Below are 21,223 nucleotides of genomic sequence, written 5' to 3'. Positions count from 1 at the left end.
TATGAACACGGCTTTTTGGTATCATTCTTTATATCAGAATTTTTGCTTCGCACTTATTATCTGCCTTTTTATTTCTATCTCTAACCCAGAATAAAATCTTTCACTGATTCCTGCTTTTCGCATTATTTTCCAAACTTCAAGTTCTTCATCTTTTAATTGATCTATAGCCCAACTAATACGCCTCTTTTGAAAATTGGTCGTATTTTCTTTAACACTCTCAATATACTTCATCGTATTGGGCAGTTTATTTACTCTTTTTTCTAACAACGATTTATTATTAATCATTTTACCTATACTGCTTACGGTTATTCTAACTGGTTTTTCTTTAGCACTTATATCTTCCACTGCTTTTTTTACCATGCCCAAGATGTGAAGGTCTCTCTGTACCCAATCAACTCTTTTATTAGTAACCCTATTTACTTTAACAACTGGGGAATGTTCCTTTAACCATTCCTTATCATTTCTATAAATTCGCATATAAAGTGATGGGTCTTTTTTTCTAAGTTCTGTTCTTGATAATATGGGGTATTGGTTAATTAAATCAATCCATTTTTGCTTCAAATCACTTTTAATATGATTTTCCTTGTTCATAGGCTTACTATTTCTTTGCTTAGAATACTTAATAATTGTTTTGGTGTCGACTTTTAATATTTTTGAGCATGCTTTATAACTCAACTGTTCTATTTCAACCAATTGATGGAGTTTGCTCAACCAAGTATCACCTAACATCTTAATACGCCCTATATTTGTTTTATCCTCTTCTGTTTTATCTGGCCCCTTACGAGAATAAACAAAGCCACAGGCACAGGAGAAGGTTCCTACCGGCCTTTTAGTATCATAGCAACGAGTAACCTTTAAATTAGTTATTACAGGCTGTAGAAAGTGTTCTGCCGCAGGATTCAAACATAGATATGGCTCTTCACCAAATGGACTATATCGTTTATTTGCATACTGTTCAATTGTATCAACCGATTCACCTAAAAAATAAATGAACAGTAAATGCCGTACAGGATGAAAAGACTTTCGATGTTTTCTTGTTATTGCCCTTAACCAACACTGTCCTTCTACACCACTTGGAAATGATTGCATCAATATTAAAAAATCGACCTTAAACTTCTTAATAAAGTCTTCTTCTAATCGCCTTTGTTCATTGTGCCGTTTGATTTTACATACCCTTCGCGATCCAATAGGTAATGATAAATCTCTAATAAATTTAACTGATCAAATTTATAATCCTTTTGATTTAAGTTGCTACTTTCTACAGCAAAATGACGTAGCAAATCAAAGTTTACTTTTGAAACATCACTTTTATTGCCCTTCTCTAAACTGTTTTCAATGTTTGAATAAAAATACGAAGAGTTTCCTTGCCTAATTAAGATTGAACTTGTCTACAAGCAAGACAGAATGCTTTAAACAAATAAATACACTTGGTAATTGGTGATATGTCCGCCAATATGTTTCTCCATTCACTTGAATATCTTCTTCAAAGCAGTTAGGACAATAGCGAAAATACATAGGCTCTTTTACTGTCCCAGCCATTTGACCTGTTGAATAATGCAAGGAAGTATTGCCACAGCCATATAACATTTTATTTCGAACACTCTGTTTTATTTCTTTTGAAGTAAAATTTGTATAGTAGTTATACAATGTATGATAATTTATCCATTCATCAATACTCGAATTTAAAAAAGGATTTACTTTTTCTAATAATATCTCTAAATCAGTAGGTAAATCAGGAATAATATATGCTTTCTTTTTTCCAAACAAATCTAAAGTTGAATGTTTATTACTTAAATTCCCTGAACGTTTATGGTATCTAGCCAACACACTATATAATAGTTCATCTTTATAAATTGAAGGAAAAAATGCTAACATCTATTTTATTTACACACCCTTACATTATTAAGTCATCTAAAGGATTTTTAATATATCCTTCTTCACATAATGCCTCATAAGCAGAGCGTTTATTCTTCTTTCCTATATCAACTATTGATTGAAGTTTATTTACTGAAATATTGCCTTTCGCTTCATTTTTCTTTTCTTTCTTTCCCTCAATGTATTGGAGTGATAGAGTCATTAGTTGTGGAATTGTTGACTCAGGTGAATTTTTCAGTGCATATTTAGCAGCGTTTTCAGCAATTTTTTCTGAAACATCTAAATTAATTAAGGATAGGATTAATTTTTCTAGTATTGGAAGTTCTTTATTTGTACGATCTTGTGCCATCTTTTCTTTTTTCGCCTGAACCCTGGCCTTAAGGTCTAATACTGGCAATCTATTTAGAATATAATCTTCAATATCCATTGGAACAATATCTTCGTATTTTGCAATGTCGCTTTGATTTCCGGATTTAAGAGCCTCCAACATAGGTTGAAGAAGTTTCAAATCTTCTTTCACTACCTTTTGTATAAGTTTAGGGGTTATTTTTTCAAGGCCAGAATTGATTGCCCTCGCTTGTGCGAGTAAATACAACTTAACAGCAACATCCACAATTCCTTGGCTCTCTTCGTAAATCGTGTTTAATAATTCTTCTGTCAGTTCCGTATATTCATTCGTCCACTGATAATCCCACATACTTGTGATTAATACTTCCCAATCATCATCTTGTTTCATTTGCTGCCATACCATGTCGCCTTGGCCACTGCTTCTACGTGCTTGTCTGAAATCCTTTTGTAATAATGCCTTGGCTTTCATGGTTCCAATAAACATTACTGGTACTCCTATTTCATTCACTAGCGTTACAAAAAAATTCATCATCATTTCTGATGCAGCACCTGATGCAGATAACGAGTGCTGAACCTCATCAATGATTAGAGCGCCTATTGAGTGTAAACGAGCGACTTGCCCCATACGAGTTACCATTGAACTAACTGAATTTGATGGCTTACCATACTTTTCAAAATAATTAGTACCTGTCAACGAATCAACTTTTTTGAAAAAGTCCATACAAAGAGTTTTTAATGATCCATCATGTGGACAATCCAATTTTAACCATACAATTTGAATCAAATTGATTGGATTTTGATGCAATATTACTTGCGGATAAAGAGATAGTACCCTTTCTATCGCAGATGTTTTACCTATTCCTGGATATCCCATTAAAGTGAAACTTGAAGCAGAAGAACGTATATCTGGCGGTAATCCAATTTCCTCTTTATTAACAAGCTTGTTGTGTAAATCAAGTAATGCTTGAACATGTTTTTTATGTAATGGATTTCGATTAACATATCCATACCTAATGAAACCTGAAAAACGCTGTTCTAGATTTAAGGTTTGATTTATAGGCTGATAAAATCTTGATAATCTTAGTAAAGCATGGTAACGATGATGACTTGATAAATTTCTTTCACTATTATGAAACATAGGTATAAAGCTAAGTTGATCAAACGCTTCTTCTTTAGAGAGTATCGGAGGTAACGCTTCAATAAGGGGATTCCCTTTATAATCAATTATTTCTTGTTCACGATACTCTGCCAATAGAACTTCAATACCACTCTCTAATTCAATTGTCTTCCCATTTTTCATTCCTTCTTCTTCCTTCTTTGCTTTTTAAATAATTCCATTATCGTAGATGTTTCAGTTTTTTCATCTTTCTGCTCAGAAGGTGCAAAAGAAATAATGTTTTTATCATTATCAATCTCAGTTACACCTATTTGAAATGCCTCATACTCTCTTCGTAAACTTTTTTCAACTTCCCGATTTTCTCTAATATTTTTTATTTTTTCCGTTTTAGTGATTTTATTATTTTCATCTTGATTTGGTGTCTTAATTGCCTCATCCACTATTCCTTCAATTTTAGAATAAAAATTAATTTCTTCTTGTAACAAACTATGACTTTCAATTTTATATGTGTCTTTGTTCAATCATTAATAATTGTTCAATTTCTTCAAGTACTTTATTTTTGTATCTCTCCTGATGATCTAAAAGGAAGCAACTTTCAAAAGTGATTTATCATTAATGTGCAGATAAATAATGTCCATGTTTCGAGGATCGTATGAAATATCAACTGTCCAACTTTTCTTTGTTCTAGCTTGTACAAACCAAGATTCCTTTATAGCTGTTTCACAGCTAAATAACCTATTTTTAAACTTTATTCCCTTTGAGGTTACTGTAGCTGTATCTCGTGGCAATAAGTAAAACTTTATAGTATTAGGATGTTCCTTCCTTAGCTTACCTGCTCTATTTTTAATGCCCCAATTCCAGAGTTTAAGAGGAGTCGGTTTTACATTTTCCCGTATCATCTGCTCATCTCTTAGATAATCCTTCATATAGTGATTTTTGTTATAAAATAAAACAAAATTGATTAGAATTTTTGTATATTGATCTATAGTTAACTTAGCTTCTAAACGATAATCACTAGCCCCACGTTCCCTAAAATCACTCTGTATGTAACCTGGTAAGAACGGCTTTATTTTACTTTGTGAAGTATCGAACAATTTTTCCACAATTCCCTTCCAATCTGGTCGAAAAGCAGGATTATTCTCCACTACCAAATCCAACCCTTCAATTAAACTATTCACGTTATATCCCTCCAACTCACCTCTATCCCCTAGAATAATTTCAGGAAGATGCGCAGATGGCCACATTTCATTTGAAATTTCTATACCATATCTACTGCAATATTCCTTTTTATCTGATGCTGCATTTGCTATTGCCATCATCATTCCTGCCCAAGAAGGACCTTCAAATCCGATATACATTCCTGTAATCATATGTGTATATACGTCCACCACAAAATATATAATTGGTTTACCTACAATATAATCAGAATTAAAACTAGATACCAGATACACATTACCAATAGTCGCATCTATTTGATATCGTGATCCTGGCCCCATGACTTCATAAGTTGAAGATCCTAATATTGCTCGATGATCTCGTTCAAATTTTTTCTCACCTTCTCGACTTACTATTTTTTGTTCAATACCAAATTCTTTGTTGTGCCAATATCTAAATTGTCTTAATGAAGGAATTTTATTTTCATCCTGTATTACTATATATTTTGTTCCGTTTTCGTAACGAACTTCATCTGCATAGAACTCCTTTATCATCATTTTATATGCGAATGACAATGAGTTTCTCTTGCTTGTAAAATAGTACCTTTTAATCGATTTACGAAATATTTCCCTTGTTTCATCGGTTACATTTATCCTACACTGTTAGTGGTTCTAGGTTTTCCCCTTTCAAAGTACCACTTTTTTTATTTCTTCCCTTACCTCCAGAGTTACTATAATCCGGAAGCAAACTATTCATAGTTTTTCCTCTCTGCCAGTACTTTCTCAAATATTTATAAGCAGTCATTTTTGTACATACTTTATTATTTACAAGTTCATTTATTAGCTGCCCACGTTCTTTTTTCTTATAAATTGAAGGTTCATCATTCACTAAGTTTTTGATAATTGCCCACGCTGTGTCTCTCTTTTGTTTCATTCCCTCAGGTAAATTAATGTGGTTAATTAGTATGTTTGTGTGATCAGATTCGAATTTGGAGTATGAATTTTCTATAAATCCTTGATGTATATCTTTAACTTTTAAAAGGAATGGTAAGGCATTGGAATCTTCTATATCAATTGCATATGTAACGATGTTACTTTCATCAATCCAAAGTAGACGATATACTTTATTACACGTCAAGTCTTTAATTAATTCATTAACTGATATTGTAATCAATGTTATCCTCCTTAGAAACATTCATAATAATTTGATCTAAAGTTAGATTGCTTGGGTTAATTTTCTTACTCATATCAATCGAAATATATTTTCGAGCTATAAAATGTTTTATATAACTTAAAGATGAGCCTGTTTCTAAGTTATAATCCTCATCAAATTTATTACAAACTACTAATAAACTCTCTTCGCTATCTTTTTTTAAAATCAATAAATGCAATAATAAAGTAGAATAGCTTATATCTTCTTCTGCTAAATAATAAGATTTATGTATCCATAGAATATTGTTTGCTAGTTGTTTAGGAATTTCCTTTTCAGTTATGACCCCCCAACTTATTCCTTGTATCTCCCAATACTCTCGTTCAATTTCAAACTTTTCAATTACTCGTTTATCTTCAAGTTGTTCACTTGGTTTTACAGTTCTAGCGATATATTTTCTTTCAGAGTTTTTTACTACTGTTATAAAGAAATCTGTTGTCATATCTATCGGTATACCTGAACTATTATCTTTAGAGTGCTTAATTCCTTTCTCTTCAGCTATACGAATAGTTGTTTCAACATTTAAAGGAAACTGTTCTCTTATGTCTACCACTGTATCTTCCCAATCTAATAAGAGAAAAAAGTCTCTTTCCAAGTTAGACAACAATTCATGCTGTCTCTTTGCGGTCCACCCTATTAATCGAGAAGCATTTCCTTGTGACGATATATCTTGTATTTTAATCCAAGGTATATAATTTGATAGTTCCCCTTGACCTCGTCCTTCTTTAATATAGTCATTTCTTTTTTTCTCAGACCAACCGTATTTCCTTTTAGACATGTAAAGCACCGCCTCGTCGACATAATTATGGTTCAAAAAAATAATTTCTAAAATTATTATAACTTTTTGACTTACTTGTAGTTTAATTTATTCCATTTTATAAAAGTATTTATATTACAATCGTTTACACATAAAAAACGTCCTTTAAAGAGTGGACGTTTGCTAATTTTAGTAAGAAAAATACTATACTTTCTTCGATTCACATTATGTTTTTAACAGCCCTTGATTATATACAATCCACTTCTCCAATTCTCTTTCTACCGCTCGATTTTGCCATTCAAACCAAATCCCAATACACTCACTACAATGACTGTCAACACCGATTTTATTATGCAAATCCTTACATGTAAAAATGGTCTTTTTACGACACTTATAACAGTAGATTTCAATCTCTTTATAAAATTCCATAAATATTACCTTTCATTTTATTTATATTCATTTCCATTAAAGGGACAAAAAATACATAAAATCATTAAGGTATTCTTTTGTATTAACTAAATAAAAATGTTGTTAAGTTGTTAAAAATTTCAATTGAAATTTTAGAAAAAGATTGAGTATTTCTATAGGGTAGGTTATTTAATATGAACCACGACCAATAACCCTAGATATAAGAGTTATGTAATAGAAACCAATAAAAAAACCTCCATGGTATTTGGAGGTTTTAATAATCTATTTATATTTAATTTACTTCAACTTGCCCCATCATACCATTTTCTTCATGTTCAAGGACATGGCAGTGGAACATGTATATGCCCTTATTATTAAACTTCACTGCTAATTTAACTGTTTGACCAGCTTCAATTGAGACAGTATCCTTCCACCCTTTTAAATTTAAAGGAGGTTCTTGACCATCAATCGACACGATTTTAAATTGAGTGCCATGTATGTGGAAAGGATGTGTCATACCACCCATCATATCAGGTTTATTATAAATTTCCCAAATTTCAGTCTCACCCTGCTTTTGAGTGAAATCAATGCGATTCATATCAAACTGGTTTCCATTTATAGAAACCATTGTCCCCATACCAAATAGTTCAAGCTTCTTAGAAACTGGTAAATTTTTCTCTTCTTCAGTAACACTAAAATCATTTAATTTTTCTGAAATTTTACTTGTACTTGTAGTCTTTTGTTCAATTTTAAATGGTAAAAGGGTAGTACCTTCATCATTTATTAATGCTATATCAGTCTTGTCATCCATTTTTGAAAAGTCCACTATTACCTCTGCTCGCTCACCTGGTGTTAAGGTAATTTCTTTCATATCAGTTGGTTGATTTAAGAAACCACCATCAGTAGCAATTTGTTGGAATGTATCTCCGGTATTCAATTTAAAAGTATAATTACGAGCATTAGAACCGTTTAATAAACGAAGTCTTACTTTTTCTTTACCAACTGTAAGTTTAGGATTCAACGTACCATTAATTAATAAAGTATCTCCAATTGTACCATCTTCATTAAGGACTGCTTGATAATTTAATTGCTTTTCTTCAGTAAATTGTCTATCTTGGAATACTAATGGAAAATCATTCACACCATATTCATTTGGTACATTGATTTCTTGTGAGTTTTCATCATCTATATAAATTAAACCAGCTAAACCTTTATATACTTGCTCTGCTGTAGCACCTTCTGGATGTGGATGGAACCACAGCGTAGATGCTCCCTGATTAACTGTAAAATTTACATCTTCTGTTACACCTGGCTCTAGGACTGATGTGGGCCGCCATCACCATTTCCAGGGATTTCTAATCCATGCCAGTGAAATGTTGTTGGTTCAGATAAATCATTTTTAGTTCTAAACGTTACCGTTTGATCTTTATTAATACGAATGATTGGCCCTAAAAAAGGAACCATTATATCCATATGTCTCTGTTTTAGTTCCCTTAAAGATTTCTGTTGTTCCTTGTTGAGCAGTAATATCAACAATTCCATTTTTAGGTTCAATAATAGGTGGGAGCGCAAGCTCATTTTCCCCATTTGAATTATTTAATGCTAATGGATTGTTATGACTCGCATGACCATTTTCCATGCTACTATCTTTATTATCCATACCCTCCATGTTTTTCATTTCTTCATCACTCATATTGGAATGGTCCATACCAGACATATTAGAATGGTCCATATTTGAATTATTATTAGATTCCGAATTACCCGCACTACATCCTCCAATTATAATAGCGCCTACTAATAATGAAGTAATCAAAAGTTTAGATTTCATTATGTTTCCTCCTTTTATTCTTTACATAGGCACTATAACAAATAAATATGGAGAATTTATGGATTTGAAATTAAATGAGACAAATATTGACCACTCTATCTAAGAAAACTTTGAATAACTTTTTTTATTTCTTAACTTTCCAAATCAAAATGATAATTGAAATTAATAAGATACTTATTACAATTTTCCATATTAAATTTACTTGCATAAAACCATATACTGCACCTGCTTCAAAGATTAAAGCTGGTATTTTTCCAATCGTACTAGCAAGCGTAAATGTGCCTAAAGACACCTTAGAAAATGCACTAGTAAAAGTCACAAGACCTGATGACATAAAAGGTAAAATCCTTAAACTGACAATTATCCAAAATGCATCAGAACCTTCCAACTCCTTTAATTTTAAAAGTTTAGGGTGCAATACGAACGGTCTTTTCCATTTATTGATTCCTTTTCTATATAAAATAAAGCTAATAACTGCACCAATTGATTCACCGATAATAGAAATCAGCAAACCGTTGAATACTCCAAAAAACACAAGGTTAGTGGCTGTAACAAAAACACTTGGTAGTACACCTATAATACTAACCAAAGTATTTATCATTAAACTAACCAAAATTGCAAATAATCCAGATTGTTCTAGTAAATGAAGTAATTTTTCTTCCATGATTAAACGCTATCTTTTTTAACCTATTACTTGCATATAATGAACTATTGTTAATAAACAACAACTGCCTGTTCGCCTAATGCTTCATAACTATTAAAAAATGCTCCCTTATCCAATGTTATAATTCCCTTACGTGGATCCATTACTTCCACAGTAGTATCTCCCACAGATAATAGTACCATTGTATGTAAATTTTGATACATTTGATGGTATTCACCTGTTTCTTCAATAATCCATCCCCCTTTAACCTTTGGTGGTGAGAGGTCCAATGTTACCCATGTAATAACTGGTATTCCCTGTCTAATATAATTTGTTATTTCTTTTATTGTTCTTCCACTAATATTTTTTGCTTGTAAATCTAACTTTCTCTCTGTGATAAAATTATTAGCTGCTTTGACAATTGGTTCGGCAAAAACATATGTACCCGTTTCTAGATTACTTGGCTCGCCGCCATATGCTTGATTAGGATTTGGCCCATACTTTTTTTTCATTTTGTATTCAAAAGATTGTTTAGGTAAATAATTTTGATCCATTTCTAATTTAGATGTTTCTGCACCATAGTAATTAAGTACTGCTGTAAGAGTAGTTATTTCACACCCATTTGGTAGTTCAGGATTTTGTAGAATTACAGGTACTCCAAATCCTTTATTATGATTTACTGCATATGTTTGAACCAATATGGATTGTGTAGATGACGTATACGTAAATTTTTTTTCTGTTAAATACATCCCTGTTGTAAAATTGTCTGGACTCCCTACTTTTACTGTATAAGTTTCATTTGGTTGTAAATTATAAAATTCTGCCTCACCTTTATCCAAACTAATTGTTGAATCTATTTCTTTCCCTTCTTCATCGAGTAATTCCACATATAGATCATTAAGTGGATCTCCACTAAAATATTCAACTGTTAAAACTGCTATTTTATTTGAATTGATATTTTCGTTTGTACAACCCTTTAAAAAAACTACTAATACTCCCAAAGTGAAGATAATTCCTCTCTTTCTAATTTCCCACGCCTCCTCAGTTATTGTTATATTATTAAAAATGAATATAACGAATAATTATGGAGAAATTATGGATTAAAATTAAAGGATATTATAGAATTTCTAAAACTAAAAAAGATGTCCAATTTGTCAAAATTGACTCGTCGAACATCTTTAAGTATTTAATTTTTATGGAGAAGATAATTCACTTTCCGTTAGCCATTTATGATTTTTTATTTTTTCACCATTAGTAGAAGTGTAGTCAACCACATACACAGTAGTTTCTTCTGCGGAATCAATTTTTGCAGTTACCCCTTCCATACCCTCCATATGATTAGCATTTATAATAACCTGTGTTCCTGGTTCAAATGGCTCTGAACCAGCACCTTCTATTTCTTCTTGAATGACCCACTTATGATTTGTTACTCGATTTCCACCATTTATAGGAGCGTAAGATATAGTATAGACTATTGTATCGTATGCCCCTACAATTGTTGTTCAGCTCCATCCATGCCTTTCATGTGATCTGCATGAATTATTGCTTTTGTCCCAACTCCAAACTTAGGATTTTCAGCTTCTTTTAAACCTTCAGGAAGTTCATTTGAACTAGGATTCATTTCAGAATGGTCCATACCTTCCATATCTTTCTCGGCCATTTCATTTGTCTGCATTTCTTGTTGACTTTCTTTCTTATTTGTATTTCCTGTACATGCAGAAAGCATTAATGCAGCAACTATAGTAACAAGACTCATTATAATTTTTTTCTCCATCATAGTCCTCCTACTCGCAGGCTTGAATTTTTGTATTCCCAATCATCATAAATTTACTTTAGGGATATTTCATACGAGTTTTTTTCTTTATTTAGAATCACCAAGAAAATTTAATATATACATTTTAAAGATACCTTCCTTATTCATTTTTAAAACCTGGATTGTCAAAAATGTTGAAACAGCAAAAGGGGTAAGGAGCTTTTTTTAATTAATTCATATAATGAGATTAACCAATTTTTTAAGGAGTAGATAACCATTGATAACGAAGCTTTTAAAACATTTTCTGATTCTCAATTATTAATTGAATCTATTGAAAAACTAGGTGATGAATTATTTGCATTAACTGTGGAAATTGCATTGAATGTCTTAAAGACTGTAAGTAGTGAAGATGGCCAATTTACAAGCGATTTTTCTTCGCCATCAAGTTACTTGCAACAACAGATAGATTATTTGATTTCTGAATTAAAAATGGTAAACGAAATTATACAAAGTAATGAAAACGAAGCAAAATAATATTTGTGATTGTATCCATATGCTTCAAAATTAATACCCTACTTTTATTTGAGACTAAACATTTTTTATTTCACCGTCATCTTATTTATCAAAAAATAGAGCTTATCTAAATATATAGATATACCTTATGCCCTGTTAATAATAACTGGGCATTTTCAAATAAGTATCATTGTATTTAATTTGACAACTCCATTTGTATATCAATTACAAAATCAAAGCTAATTACTTAATTATAAACTTGCCAACCATACAAGCTCCTTATGTCCTGGAATAGTACAAACAAATTGATATTCTCCTGTATTAATGGGAGTAAAACTCATTTTTTCTGTATTTTTAGGCCCAACATGGAGATGAATCATATTCTCCTCCTTTTTGTGATGTACATGATTATTACTACTAATAGTATTTGATGTTGGTATTGTAACTTCAATATCATGTTCTATATTATCTTTATTAATTAATTCTAATGAAACCGGTTGATTCTTCTCCAAAATTACTTCAGAGGGCGAATACTTCATATTTTCTGTTTCTATAGAAATAATCTTAATCTCTTTCTTTTCTAATTTATTTTGAGCGTTCGAGTGTAGATTATGATCCACTAAAGAAGAGTCTTTAATAAAGTTTATTTGTTTTTCGGCAAAAGGAATGCCCCCAAAAAAGTAGAAGAGTATAAAAACCGAAAAGAAGAAGGGTGTTAAAAAGCCCATTTGACTTTGGAATGTTTTTTGACTTTTACTTGGAAGTAGCGCAAGTGAAAAAAATAGTGAAAATTGATAGCAACAGAAAAATTCTTATTAATACAATGGATTGCCCGCCATCCACCATTTCACCTAACATTGCCCCCATCATACCAGCCATTAAACCTGCCATTAAACCTTCTAACATAGGTAATAATCCAAAGTTGCAACCACTTAAAAAGCCAATGCTTGCACCGAGAATAATTGAAATAATCGTTGAGTAAAACAAGTTCCCTTGAAAGGTAACTCCAAAAAGTATTCCTAATGTTAGCCCTACATTCATACTAAAAAACATTGAAATAGTCATACCTTGCATAGGCTTAATAGTCTTTTTCATAATTCTTGAAACCATTATGACAATTAACAATAAAAACATTAGTGATACTAAGACAAACATTTGATAAAATCCCACATATCCATCCTTTAACAATTTAATTAGCCTGTCGTAAAATACACACCGTATACCTTATATAGGTATGCTCGAAAGAGAGTATTTATTTTATTATTACTTGATTTAAGTTTTATTTATCTTCAAGTAACATCACCTAGTTATTATTGCAGTGAGATTACACCGAGTATATTAAGTCACCAATTTTAATATTCTGCACAAATCAGTAATATAAATGAAAAATTTAGTATCTCTATTCCATGCTATTCTTACTTTAATCAAAAAAGCGATTGCTTTTCAAAGGAGTAAGTTTCATGAAAAAGAGATGGTTACTACCGGTTTTTGCGTCATTTGTAATTTTTTCAGGAATAGGTATGAATGATGCTGAAGCAGCATCAGTTACTGATTTGACGAGTACAGCGAAAGATTATAATAGGAGCTCCTTATAAATATGGTGGGAATGATATTAATACAGGTGTAGATTGTTCAGCATATACAAAGTTTATATTTTCTAAGTTAGGTATTTCTTTAGAGCGCACATCTAAAGACCAATATCAGCAAGGTACTTCTGTTTCTAAAGATAGTTTAAAAGCAGGTGACCTCGTATTTTTTAATACTTCAGGCAACGGCATATCTCACGTTGGAATATACATAGAGAATGGTAATTTTATATCAGCTACTCCAAGTTCGGGTGTTAGAATTGATAAATTAAACGATCCTTACTATTGGGGTTCTCGTTATATAGGTGCAAAACGTATTGCAAACTTTACTACAAATGAAATAGCTCAAGCAGAAGTTAAAGGTGAAGAGATAGACTTTCCATTTATGCCTCACGTGGAGCAGTAGCCATACAGCTTGCTAAAGCTTTAGCATTAGATACAAGTGATACAAACTCAAGTTTCCCTGATGTTAAATCATCTTCTGAACAAGCTGGAGCTATAGTAGCACTAAAAAAACTTGGAATTTTTAATGGAGATAGTAATCGTAAAGTAACCCAAATTCACCGATTACTCGCGGTCAATTAGCAAAGGTTTTAGTTGAAGCATTTGATTTAGAACAACAAGGAGAACCAAAGAATTTTACAGATGTAACGAGTACTCATTGGGCCAAAAATTTTATAGCAGTTCTTTCATCAAATAAGATTACGCAAGGTAAAGGTGATGGCACATTTGGCGTAAACGACAAAGTAACATTAAATCAATTAAATATCTTTATAGAACGATTAACTCGATAAATTTTGTTCGAGGACTTAAATTAAAAATGGCGGCTCATTTATTCAGAGCCGCCATTATAACCTTACCCAGAACTTCTTAGAGTAAAACTAATTTATTAACTCTTCTTTTCCTATCCGTTTTAAAAATTTGAAAAACGTTTCTCTCGTTTTTTTCCATTCTGTGAATATACATTTATAATCTTTTCTATTTTATCGTACAATTCATCTGGTGTTAGATTCTCTTGCAACAAAGATCCCACCTCTGCATCTTTCCCTTTTTGCTTTTCCTCCAACATATAAATTGTAATGGTCTTTAATTTTCATAATCCCTATATCACTTAACATTGGTTCACCGCAACCAACAGGGCAACCTGTGTATGCAACTTTTAAGAGTGAATGGTACAGCTTTTCCTGCTATACGATTATTTATTTCTTTTGCTACTGGCATCCCCTCTTCTTCTTCTCCTTTGCAAAAATTACATGTTCTCAAACTCTTTACAAAGTTGCCAACTGGATAACAAGATAAATTAACACGGTTGAATTCTTCAATTATTTCTTCTTTTTATTTTCCGGAATTTCTAGATAGAGTTGTTGGAAGGTTGTTAACTCAAGCTGTGCGTCGTCTTCCATATATTTGGTGATCGTTAAAAGTTGTTTAGAATTTAGTTTTCCCCAAATTCTATTCCCCCATTAACGGCAATTTTAATTTTTTTATCTTCATTACTCATACCAATTTTCCTCCATACTTTCCCAAACAATTAATTTATTTTGCTCTTTACCTACCTAAGGATGGTTTATCTGATGAAAATAGTAAGTTAAATTATGTCAGTTAAACTATTGCGTATTTCTTTATAAGTAAACCCAATAGAGTAAAGTTTACAATTGAATTAAAGGGTTATTTATTTTTATCTAATTTTACTCTTTGTAAGCGTAATGCATTTAAAACTACAGATACAGAACTAAATGCCATCACCGCACCTGCTACCCATGGAGCAAGTAGACCTATTGCAGCAATAGGAATACCCAAAGTATTGTAGGCAAATGCCCAAAATAGGTTTTGCTTAATATTCCGCATTGTTTTTCGACTCATTAAAATAGCATCTGCAATACTATTTAAATCGCCACGAATTAACGTAATATCAGCAGCTTCCATGGCAACATCCGTTCCTGTACCAATGGCCATACCGATATTTGCTGTGGCCAATGCCGGAGCATCATTAATACCATCTCCCACCATCGCTACATTTTTCCCCTTGTGCTTGTAGCTTTTTCACCTCGTCTGCTTTACCTTCAGGCAATACTTCAGCGATAACTTGATTCACGCCTACTTCTGTTCCTATCGCTTGAGCTGTACGTTCATTATCACCAGTCATCATAATGACTGTAATGCCCATATTCTGTTAGTCGGTGGATTGCCTCTTTTGACGTATCTTTAACTGTATCAGCAACAGCTACTAAGCCTGCATACTGACCATTAATGGCAGCAAGCATTGCTGTTTTACCGTTTCGCTCTAACTGCTCCATTGTTGGTAAAATATTATCAATATTGATTCCGTATTGTTGCATTAATTTTCGTGTACCAATGACAACTCCTTGACCTGACACAGTTGCCTGCACACCATAACCTGGAATAGCCTCCAAAAAATTGAACTTCTCCTAATGCTATGCCACGTTTTTCTATGCCCTGTACTATAGCTTCTGCTAACGGATGCTCTGACTGTTTTTCAGCAGCCCCAATTAATGATAAAAAACGAGCTTCCTCCTGCTCTGAATCTAAAAGAACGTCTGTAAGAACAGGCTTACCATGTGTTACTGTACCTGTTTTATCTACAACCACTGTATCAATACTTTGTGTTTGTTCTAAATGTTCTCCACCTTTAAATAAAATACCAAATTCAGCTGCACGACCTGAACCTGCCATTATGGAGGTTGGCGTTGCTAACCCAAGCGCACAAGGGCAAGCGATTACAAGTACTGCAATTAAGACCTCTAAAGCTGGTGTAAATTCTCCTGGGCGAACCCAAATGATCCAAACTAAAAATGTGACAATTGCAATGCCAACAACAATTGGTACAAAAACCCCCCGAAATTTGATCTGCTAAGCGTTGAATTGGTGCTTTTGATCCTTGAGCATCCTCAACCACTTTAATGATTTGTGCTAACGCTGTGTCACGACCAACCTTTGTCGCTGTCATTTTAATAAATCCATTTTTATTAATCGTCGATCCAAATAATTGATCGCCTTGCTTTTTATCAACTGGTAAACTTTCACCTGTAAGCATTGATTCATCAACAGCTGTTTTCTCTATTTACCTTCACCATCTACAGGTATCTTTTCACCTGGTTTCACTAGAATAACATCGCCAATGATAACTTCTTCTAAAGGAACCTATTTTTTACACCGTCACGTACAACAATAGCGGTTTTAGCTTGAAGTCCCATTAGTTTTTTTATGGCTTCAGATGAGCGTCCTTTTGCTTTGGCTTCAAATAATTTACCTAATAATATTAATGTAATTAATACAGCACTCGTTTCAAAATAAAGATTTGGACCATGATGCGACCCTATCGTCACAATCGCTTGATAAACACTATAGAAATAAGCTGCTGATGTCCCCATGACCACAAGTACGTCCATATTAGCACTACCATTACGTAAAGCTTTATATGCCCCTACATAGAATTGCTTACCAACAATAAATTGCACAGGAGTAAGCCAATACCATTTGGATCCACGGATTCATAGAAATTCTGGGGTGTATAAAAATAATTAAAGGAAACATTGTCCAACCATCGTCCAAAGCAGCGGTAAAGAAAGAATAGCCGATAAAATAAATTTTAGTTGTTGCTGTTTAATGGTATTTTTCGATGGTCCACTGTTTCCTGTTCATCAGCCTTTTGATGAGCCCCATAGCCCAATTTCTCCACCTTCGCAATGATGTCTACATTGACACTTCAGATGGATTAAACTAATGATTACTTTTTCCAGGGCTAAGTTAACATTGGCAGAAAGAGATACCACTTAACTTATTTAACCCTTTTTCAATGCGAGTTGCACAAGCTGCACATGTCATACCTGTAATATCAAGTTCCGCCTTTTGTTTACAACCCATAACAAGTGCTTCTATTTTTTTTCGAAATCTTCTTCACTTAATTTTGCTGGATTGTACTTAATAGATGATTTTTTTCAAGCGCTAAATTAACAGTGGCTTGTTCCACACCATCCATTTTATTTAAACCTTTTTCTATACGAGTTGCACAAGCTGCACAGGTCATTCCTGTGATCTGAATGCTCGCTTCTTTAATGTATTACTCATGATGCTGTTCACCTTCCTCATACCCAATAGGGTATATATTTTTGAAAACAAGAGAGTGCATTTATGCACTCTCAAAAATATTATTTTACCTCATATCCCTGTTCTTCTATTGTTTCCTTAATTTTCTCAAGCAATACTGGGATTCATTAAACGATACTTCAACTTGTGCATCTTTTAAATTCACGTTTACTTGATCAACACCTTCTAATTTCCCTAAACTTTTTTCAACAGTATTTACACAATGACCACATGACATTCCAGTTACCTTTAAGATTCTATTTTCCATAAAAATCCCTCTCTTTTGAAATATTTTTATAAAATGTAAAAGGGTATAAATAATTTTTATTATATTTCCTTTTAACTTTCGATTGTAAATTTTAACTTATATTGGCTTCATCACTTTTAATGCAGTTTATCATTATCAAACAAGCTTTTCTTTAAACGATAAATTAGTTATTACATCATCACAGTAAATTATCAACCTCCTCTAAACACACATTCATGTTACCATACCCCAGTTAGGTATGTAAAGTGGTGTTTTAATTTACTATATGGTCACTAATTATGCAGTATATGTTAAATATCACGTTTATTTAACATTCAAACACTGTGACTTAATTAAATTTTTTAGCAGTCCATCAAAAAACTCTGCTCCTAAATAAGCAAAGTTAGAAGTATTTTCGCGTTAGAAGAATTACTTTTATTTATCATTGATTCTTCATTTATAAAATCAAATCTTCTACACAGCCATTTTTTTACATACTTCAGCGCATCGGTAACATGTTTCTGCACATTCTTGGCAATGTTTATGATGTTCATGTTTTTTACAAACATCACCACATGCCTGACAAATCTCAGCACATAATTGACAAATTTGCTTTACGAATGGACTACCAGACTGCATCGATTTAGCAGAAAATGCACAAATATCGGCACATTCTCTAAGGGTACGAATGCACTCCGCTAACATTTTAACATCATCTTCTTCTAGACATTCATGATAACATTTATTACATTCCTTCATACACTCTAGACAAGCTTTAATACATTCTTCATAGCTCATTTTCAATTTTAAATACCTCCTGTTAATTTAGTCTGTCTTATTATAACCACTCCTATTTACTATATACCCCATTCAATCATAACTAATCTTCCCTATTGATATTAAACGGGTCTTCGGAATATATAGTGGAATTACTTTTCTTAATAGTTTAAAAACAACTGGTGTTTAAATCGGATTTTCTGGTGGGATGTTAGGATAATCAATAGTATTATATAAAAGTATCAATCACATACGAGTGATACTTAGGGAAAAAAATAAAATAGTCCAATTTACTTGACCGTGTACTATGGTACACGGTTTATAATATTCATGGGGTGAAATAAGATGATTTATCGCATTAGTGAGTTTGCAGATAAATATTAGAGTTAATAAAGAACGATCAGATATTACGAGCGAAAAAATTTATTACAAGAACCTCACCGAACGGAAGCTGGTTATCGGATATATTCATATGATGACGTTAAGCGTGTTGGGTTTATTAAACGAATACAGGAACTTGGTTTTTCTTTAAGCGAGATTTATAAATTACTTGGTGTTGTAGATAAAGATGAAGTTCGTTGTCAAGATATGTTCGAATTTGTTTCTAAAAAACAAAAGGAAGTGCAAAAACAAATAGAGGATTTAAAACGAATTGAAACTATGTTAGACGACTTAAAACAACGATGTCCAGATGAAAAGCAATTACATTCGTGTCCAATAATAGAAACATTAACATGAGAGATTAATTAACGAAAGGAGCTTTTTTATGAATAAATTTAAGGTAAACATTTCAGGAATGACTTGTACGGGTTGTGAAAAACACGTAGAATCAGCACTTGAAAAGATAGGTGCTAAAAATATTGAGTCTAGTTATCGTCGTGGTGAAGCAGTATTTGAACTGCCCGATGATATTGAGGTTGAAAGTGCAATAAAGGCGATTGATGAAGCAAATTACCAAGCCGGAGAAATTGAAGAAGTATCATCACTAGAAAACGTGGCGTTAATTAATGAAGACAATTATGACCTTCTTATTATTGGTTCTGGTGCTGCTGCCTTTTCTTCGGCAATTAAAGCTATAGAATACGGTGCAAAAGTTGGAATGATTGAGCGTGGAACGGTTGGGGGAACCTGTGTGAATATTGGCTGTGTTCCGTCAAAAACTCTTCTTTAGGGCAGGGGAAATCAATGATTTATCAAAAGACAATCCGTTTATAGGTTTACAAACATCCGCTGGAGAAGTGGATTTAGCTAGTTTAATCACGCAAAAGGATAAATTGGTCAGCGAACTTCGGAATCAAAAATATATGGATTTAATTGATGAATATAATTTAGATTAATTAAAGGTGAAGCAAAATTAGTTGATGCTAGTACGGTTGAGGTCAATGGGGCAAAGTTATCTGCAAAACGCTTTTTTAATTGCAACAGGTGCATCGCCTTCGTTGCCCCAAATTTGAGACTAGAAAAATAGATTATTTGACTAGTACAACACTACTTTAGTTAAAGAAAATACCAAAACGATTAACTGTAATTGGTTCAGGATACATTGGAATGGAGCTTGGACAACTATTTCATCATTTAGGTTCAGAAATAACGCTTATGCAAAGAAGTGAGCGACTTTTAAAGGAGTATGATCCTGAGATTTCAGAGTCAGTTGAAAAAGCGTTAATTGAACAGGGTATAAACCTTGTCAAAGGGGCAACTTTAGAGCGTGTTGAACAAAGTGGAGAGATAAAAAGGGTTTACGTAACAGTAAATGGCAGTAGAGAAGTCATTGAATCAGATCAGTTACTTGTTGCCACTGGAAGAAAACCAAATACGGATTCTTTAAATTTAAGTGCAGCAGGTGTTGAAACTGGAAAAAATAATGAAATCCTGATCAATGATTTTGGTCAAACAAGTAATGAAAAGATTTATGCAGCAGGAGATGTGACTTTAGGACCACAATTTGTATATGTAGCAGCCTATGAAGGTGGAATTATTACTGATAATGCTATTGGTGGATTAAACAAAAAAATAGATTTATCGGTAGTTCCTGCTGTTACGTTTACGAATGCAACGGTACAACGGTTGGTTTAACAGAAGAACAAGCAAAGAGAAAGGGTATGATGTGAAGACATCTGTATTACCTTTAGATGCTGTTCCAAGAGCAATTGTAAACCGTGAAACAACCGGTGTATTTAAACTAGTAGCAGATGCAGAAACACTAAAAGTATTAGGGGTTCATATTGTATCTGAGAATGCAGGAGATGTCATCTATGCAGCATCATTAGCTGTTAAATTTGGCTTAACGATAGAAGATTAACGAAACCCTAGCACCATCTAACAATGGCTGAAGGGCTAAAATTAGCTGCACTTACGTTCGATAAAGATATTTCGAAATTATCTTGTTGTGCAGGCTAAGGGAACTTTTTTACAACTCCCTATTCAAGTGAACCAGCTAATGCTTTAAGGGATTTTCTAAGTGCATTTGTGGTCACAAAAAATACAATTTAACACTGATGATTTCGACATCAAATCTATAATTGATACCTTTAACACCGCAGAGTAATAAAGGATGAATAATATGTCAGACTTATTATCCCTACCAGACATTAAAACAATAGAACCGCCACAAGAAAATGAAACCGATATGATGTTTAAAGTTGAAGCAGTCGGACCACCTGAACGTTGTCCTGAATGTGGTTTTGACAAGTTGTACAAACACAGTTCAAGAAATCAACTAATTATGGATTTGCCCATTCGTTTAAAGCGAGTGGGCTTACAATTGAACCGTAGACGATACAAGTGTCGTGAATGCGGATCTACCTTCTGGGAACGCCTAATATCTGTAGATGAAAAGCGTAGTATGACCAAAAGGCTTTTAAAGTCCATTCAAGAGCAATCCATGTCTAAGACCTTTG

General features: G+C 32.9%; 17 protein-coding genes and 7 pseudogenes. 4 read left to right on the top strand and 20 right to left on the bottom strand.

All coding sequences use genetic code 11. The annotated features are described in order from the left end of the window. Nucleotides 1–33: 33 nt before the first annotated feature. The 16 genes and pseudogenes from AC6BKE_RS08375 to AC6BKE_RS08300 form a co-directional block, all read right to left on the bottom strand. Entirely contained in the window at nt 34–1,164 is a 1,131-nt protein-coding gene (locus tag AC6BKE_RS08375) for a TnsD family Tn7-like transposition protein (RefSeq protein ID WP_499858299.1), read from the bottom strand. 204 nt (nt 1,165–1,368) lie between these two features. Beyond that, the gene (locus AC6BKE_RS08370) at nt 1,369–1,875 is read right to left on the bottom strand and encodes a TniQ family protein (protein WP_499856473.1); all 507 of its coding nucleotides are present in this window, start codon (nt 1,873–1,875) and stop codon (nt 1,369–1,371) included. Nucleotides 1,876–1,894: 19 nt separating this feature from the next. Then, entirely contained in the window at nt 1,895–3,523 is a 1,629-nt protein-coding gene (locus AC6BKE_RS08365; protein ID WP_036079781.1) for an ATP-binding protein, read from the bottom strand. After that, the gene (locus AC6BKE_RS08360) at nt 3,520–3,825 is read right to left on the bottom strand and encodes a hypothetical protein (protein ID WP_499856472.1); all 306 of its coding nucleotides are present in this window, start codon (nt 3,823–3,825) and stop codon (nt 3,520–3,522) included. The genes AC6BKE_RS08365 and AC6BKE_RS08360 overlap by 4 nt, the downstream gene beginning before the upstream one ends. 93 nt (nt 3,826–3,918) lie before the next feature. Further along, nucleotides 3,919–5,106, bottom strand: a complete 1,188-nt coding sequence (locus tag AC6BKE_RS08355; RefSeq protein ID WP_499858298.1) for a TnsB C-terminal domain-containing protein — start codon at nt 5,104–5,106, stop codon at nt 3,919–3,921. Nucleotides 5,107–5,149: 43 nt separating this feature from the next. Continuing rightward, the gene (locus AC6BKE_RS08350) at nt 5,150–5,668 is read right to left on the bottom strand and encodes a hypothetical protein (RefSeq protein WP_499856471.1); all 519 of its coding nucleotides are present in this window, start codon (nt 5,666–5,668) and stop codon (nt 5,150–5,152) included. Continuing rightward, entirely contained in the window at nt 5,649–6,482 is an 834-nt protein-coding gene (locus tag AC6BKE_RS08345) for a heteromeric transposase endonuclease subunit TnsA (RefSeq protein WP_009374053.1), read from the bottom strand. Before AC6BKE_RS08345 ends, AC6BKE_RS08350 begins: the two co-directional genes overlap by 20 nt. Before the next feature lie 679 nt (nt 6,483–7,161). Beyond that, complete coding sequence (locus AC6BKE_RS08340) at nt 7,162–8,010, bottom strand: multicopper oxidase family protein (RefSeq protein WP_499856470.1); 849 nt, start codon at nt 8,008–8,010, stop codon at nt 7,162–7,164. A gap of 45 nt (nt 8,011–8,055) precedes the next feature. After that, nucleotides 8,056–8,181: pseudogene (locus AC6BKE_RS08335) on the bottom strand (multicopper oxidase domain-containing protein); the annotation flags it as partial. A 2-nt stretch (nt 8,182–8,183) separates the two neighbouring features. Then, complete coding sequence (locus AC6BKE_RS08330) at nt 8,184–8,333, bottom strand: multicopper oxidase domain-containing protein (RefSeq protein WP_499856469.1); 150 nt, start codon at nt 8,331–8,333, stop codon at nt 8,184–8,186. Next, nucleotides 8,299–8,697: a hypothetical protein gene (locus tag AC6BKE_RS08325; RefSeq protein WP_499856468.1), complete on the bottom strand. Its 399-nt coding sequence runs from the start codon at nt 8,695–8,697 to the stop codon at nt 8,299–8,301. The genes AC6BKE_RS08330 and AC6BKE_RS08325 overlap by 35 nt, the downstream gene beginning before the upstream one ends. 124 nt (nt 8,698–8,821) lie before the next feature. Continuing rightward, complete coding sequence (locus AC6BKE_RS08320) at nt 8,822–9,361, bottom strand: TVP38/TMEM64 family protein (RefSeq protein ID WP_009374061.1); 540 nt, start codon at nt 9,359–9,361, stop codon at nt 8,822–8,824. A 50-nt stretch (nt 9,362–9,411) separates the two neighbouring features. Continuing rightward, nucleotides 9,412–10,341, bottom strand: a complete 930-nt coding sequence (locus tag AC6BKE_RS08315) for a C39 family peptidase (RefSeq protein ID WP_009374070.1) — start codon at nt 10,339–10,341, stop codon at nt 9,412–9,414. Nucleotides 10,342–10,533: 192 nt separating this feature from the next. Then, nucleotides 10,534–11,114 (bottom strand): annotated as a pseudogene (locus AC6BKE_RS08310) (YdhK family protein). Between the two features lie 743 nt (nt 11,115–11,857). Continuing rightward, on the bottom strand, nt 11,858–12,334 hold the full coding sequence (locus AC6BKE_RS08305; protein ID WP_499856467.1) for a cupredoxin domain-containing protein: 477 nt from the start codon (nt 12,332–12,334) through the stop codon (nt 11,858–11,860). A 25-nt stretch (nt 12,335–12,359) separates the two neighbouring features. Then, a complete protein-coding gene (locus tag AC6BKE_RS08300) occupies nt 12,360–12,776 on the bottom strand; it encodes a hypothetical protein (protein ID WP_499856466.1) in 417 nt (138 codons plus the stop codon). Between the two features lie 290 nt (nt 12,777–13,066). On the opposite strand from AC6BKE_RS08300, the pseudogene AC6BKE_RS08295 reads away from it, so the two are divergent. Continuing rightward, nucleotides 13,067–13,986: pseudogene (locus AC6BKE_RS08295) on the top strand (C40 family peptidase). Between the two features lie 87 nt (nt 13,987–14,073). Here AC6BKE_RS08295 and AC6BKE_RS08290 read toward each other — a convergent pair. The 4 genes and pseudogenes from AC6BKE_RS08290 to AC6BKE_RS08275 all read right to left on the bottom strand — a co-directional run bounded on the left by AC6BKE_RS08290 (nt 14,074) and on the right by AC6BKE_RS08275 (nt 18,350). Then, nucleotides 14,074–14,693, bottom strand: a pseudogene (locus AC6BKE_RS08290) (nitrite reductase). Between the two features lie 167 nt (nt 14,694–14,860). Further along, nucleotides 14,861–17,240 (bottom strand): annotated as a pseudogene (locus tag AC6BKE_RS08285) (heavy metal translocating P-type ATPase). Between the two features lie 147 nt (nt 17,241–17,387). After that, nucleotides 17,388–17,567, bottom strand: coding sequence for a cation transporter (locus AC6BKE_RS08280; protein WP_499856464.1), 180 nt, complete (start codon nt 17,565–17,567; stop codon nt 17,388–17,390). A 453-nt stretch (nt 17,568–18,020) separates the two neighbouring features. Further along, entirely contained in the window at nt 18,021–18,350 is a 330-nt protein-coding gene (locus AC6BKE_RS08275; RefSeq protein ID WP_009374082.1) for a four-helix bundle copper-binding protein, read from the bottom strand. A gap of 318 nt (nt 18,351–18,668) precedes the next feature. Between AC6BKE_RS08275 and merR the strand changes: the two are divergent. The 3 genes and pseudogenes from merR to AC6BKE_RS08260 all read left to right on the top strand — a co-directional run. Next, nucleotides 18,669–19,061: pseudogene (merR, locus tag AC6BKE_RS08270) on the top strand (mercury resistance transcriptional regulator MerR). 28 nt (nt 19,062–19,089) lie between these two features. Beyond that, nucleotides 19,090–20,723: pseudogene (gene merA, locus AC6BKE_RS08265) on the top strand (mercury(II) reductase). Nucleotides 20,724–20,886: 163 nt separating this feature from the next. Next, nucleotides 20,887–21,223, top strand: a 337-nt coding sequence (locus AC6BKE_RS08260; protein WP_499856463.1) for a transposase family protein, incomplete at its 3' end; no start/stop codon positions are given.

It is taken from the genome of Lysinibacillus sp. COL-1, assembly GCF_059814265.1.
This window is presented reverse-complemented; position numbering and strand designations above follow the sequence as displayed.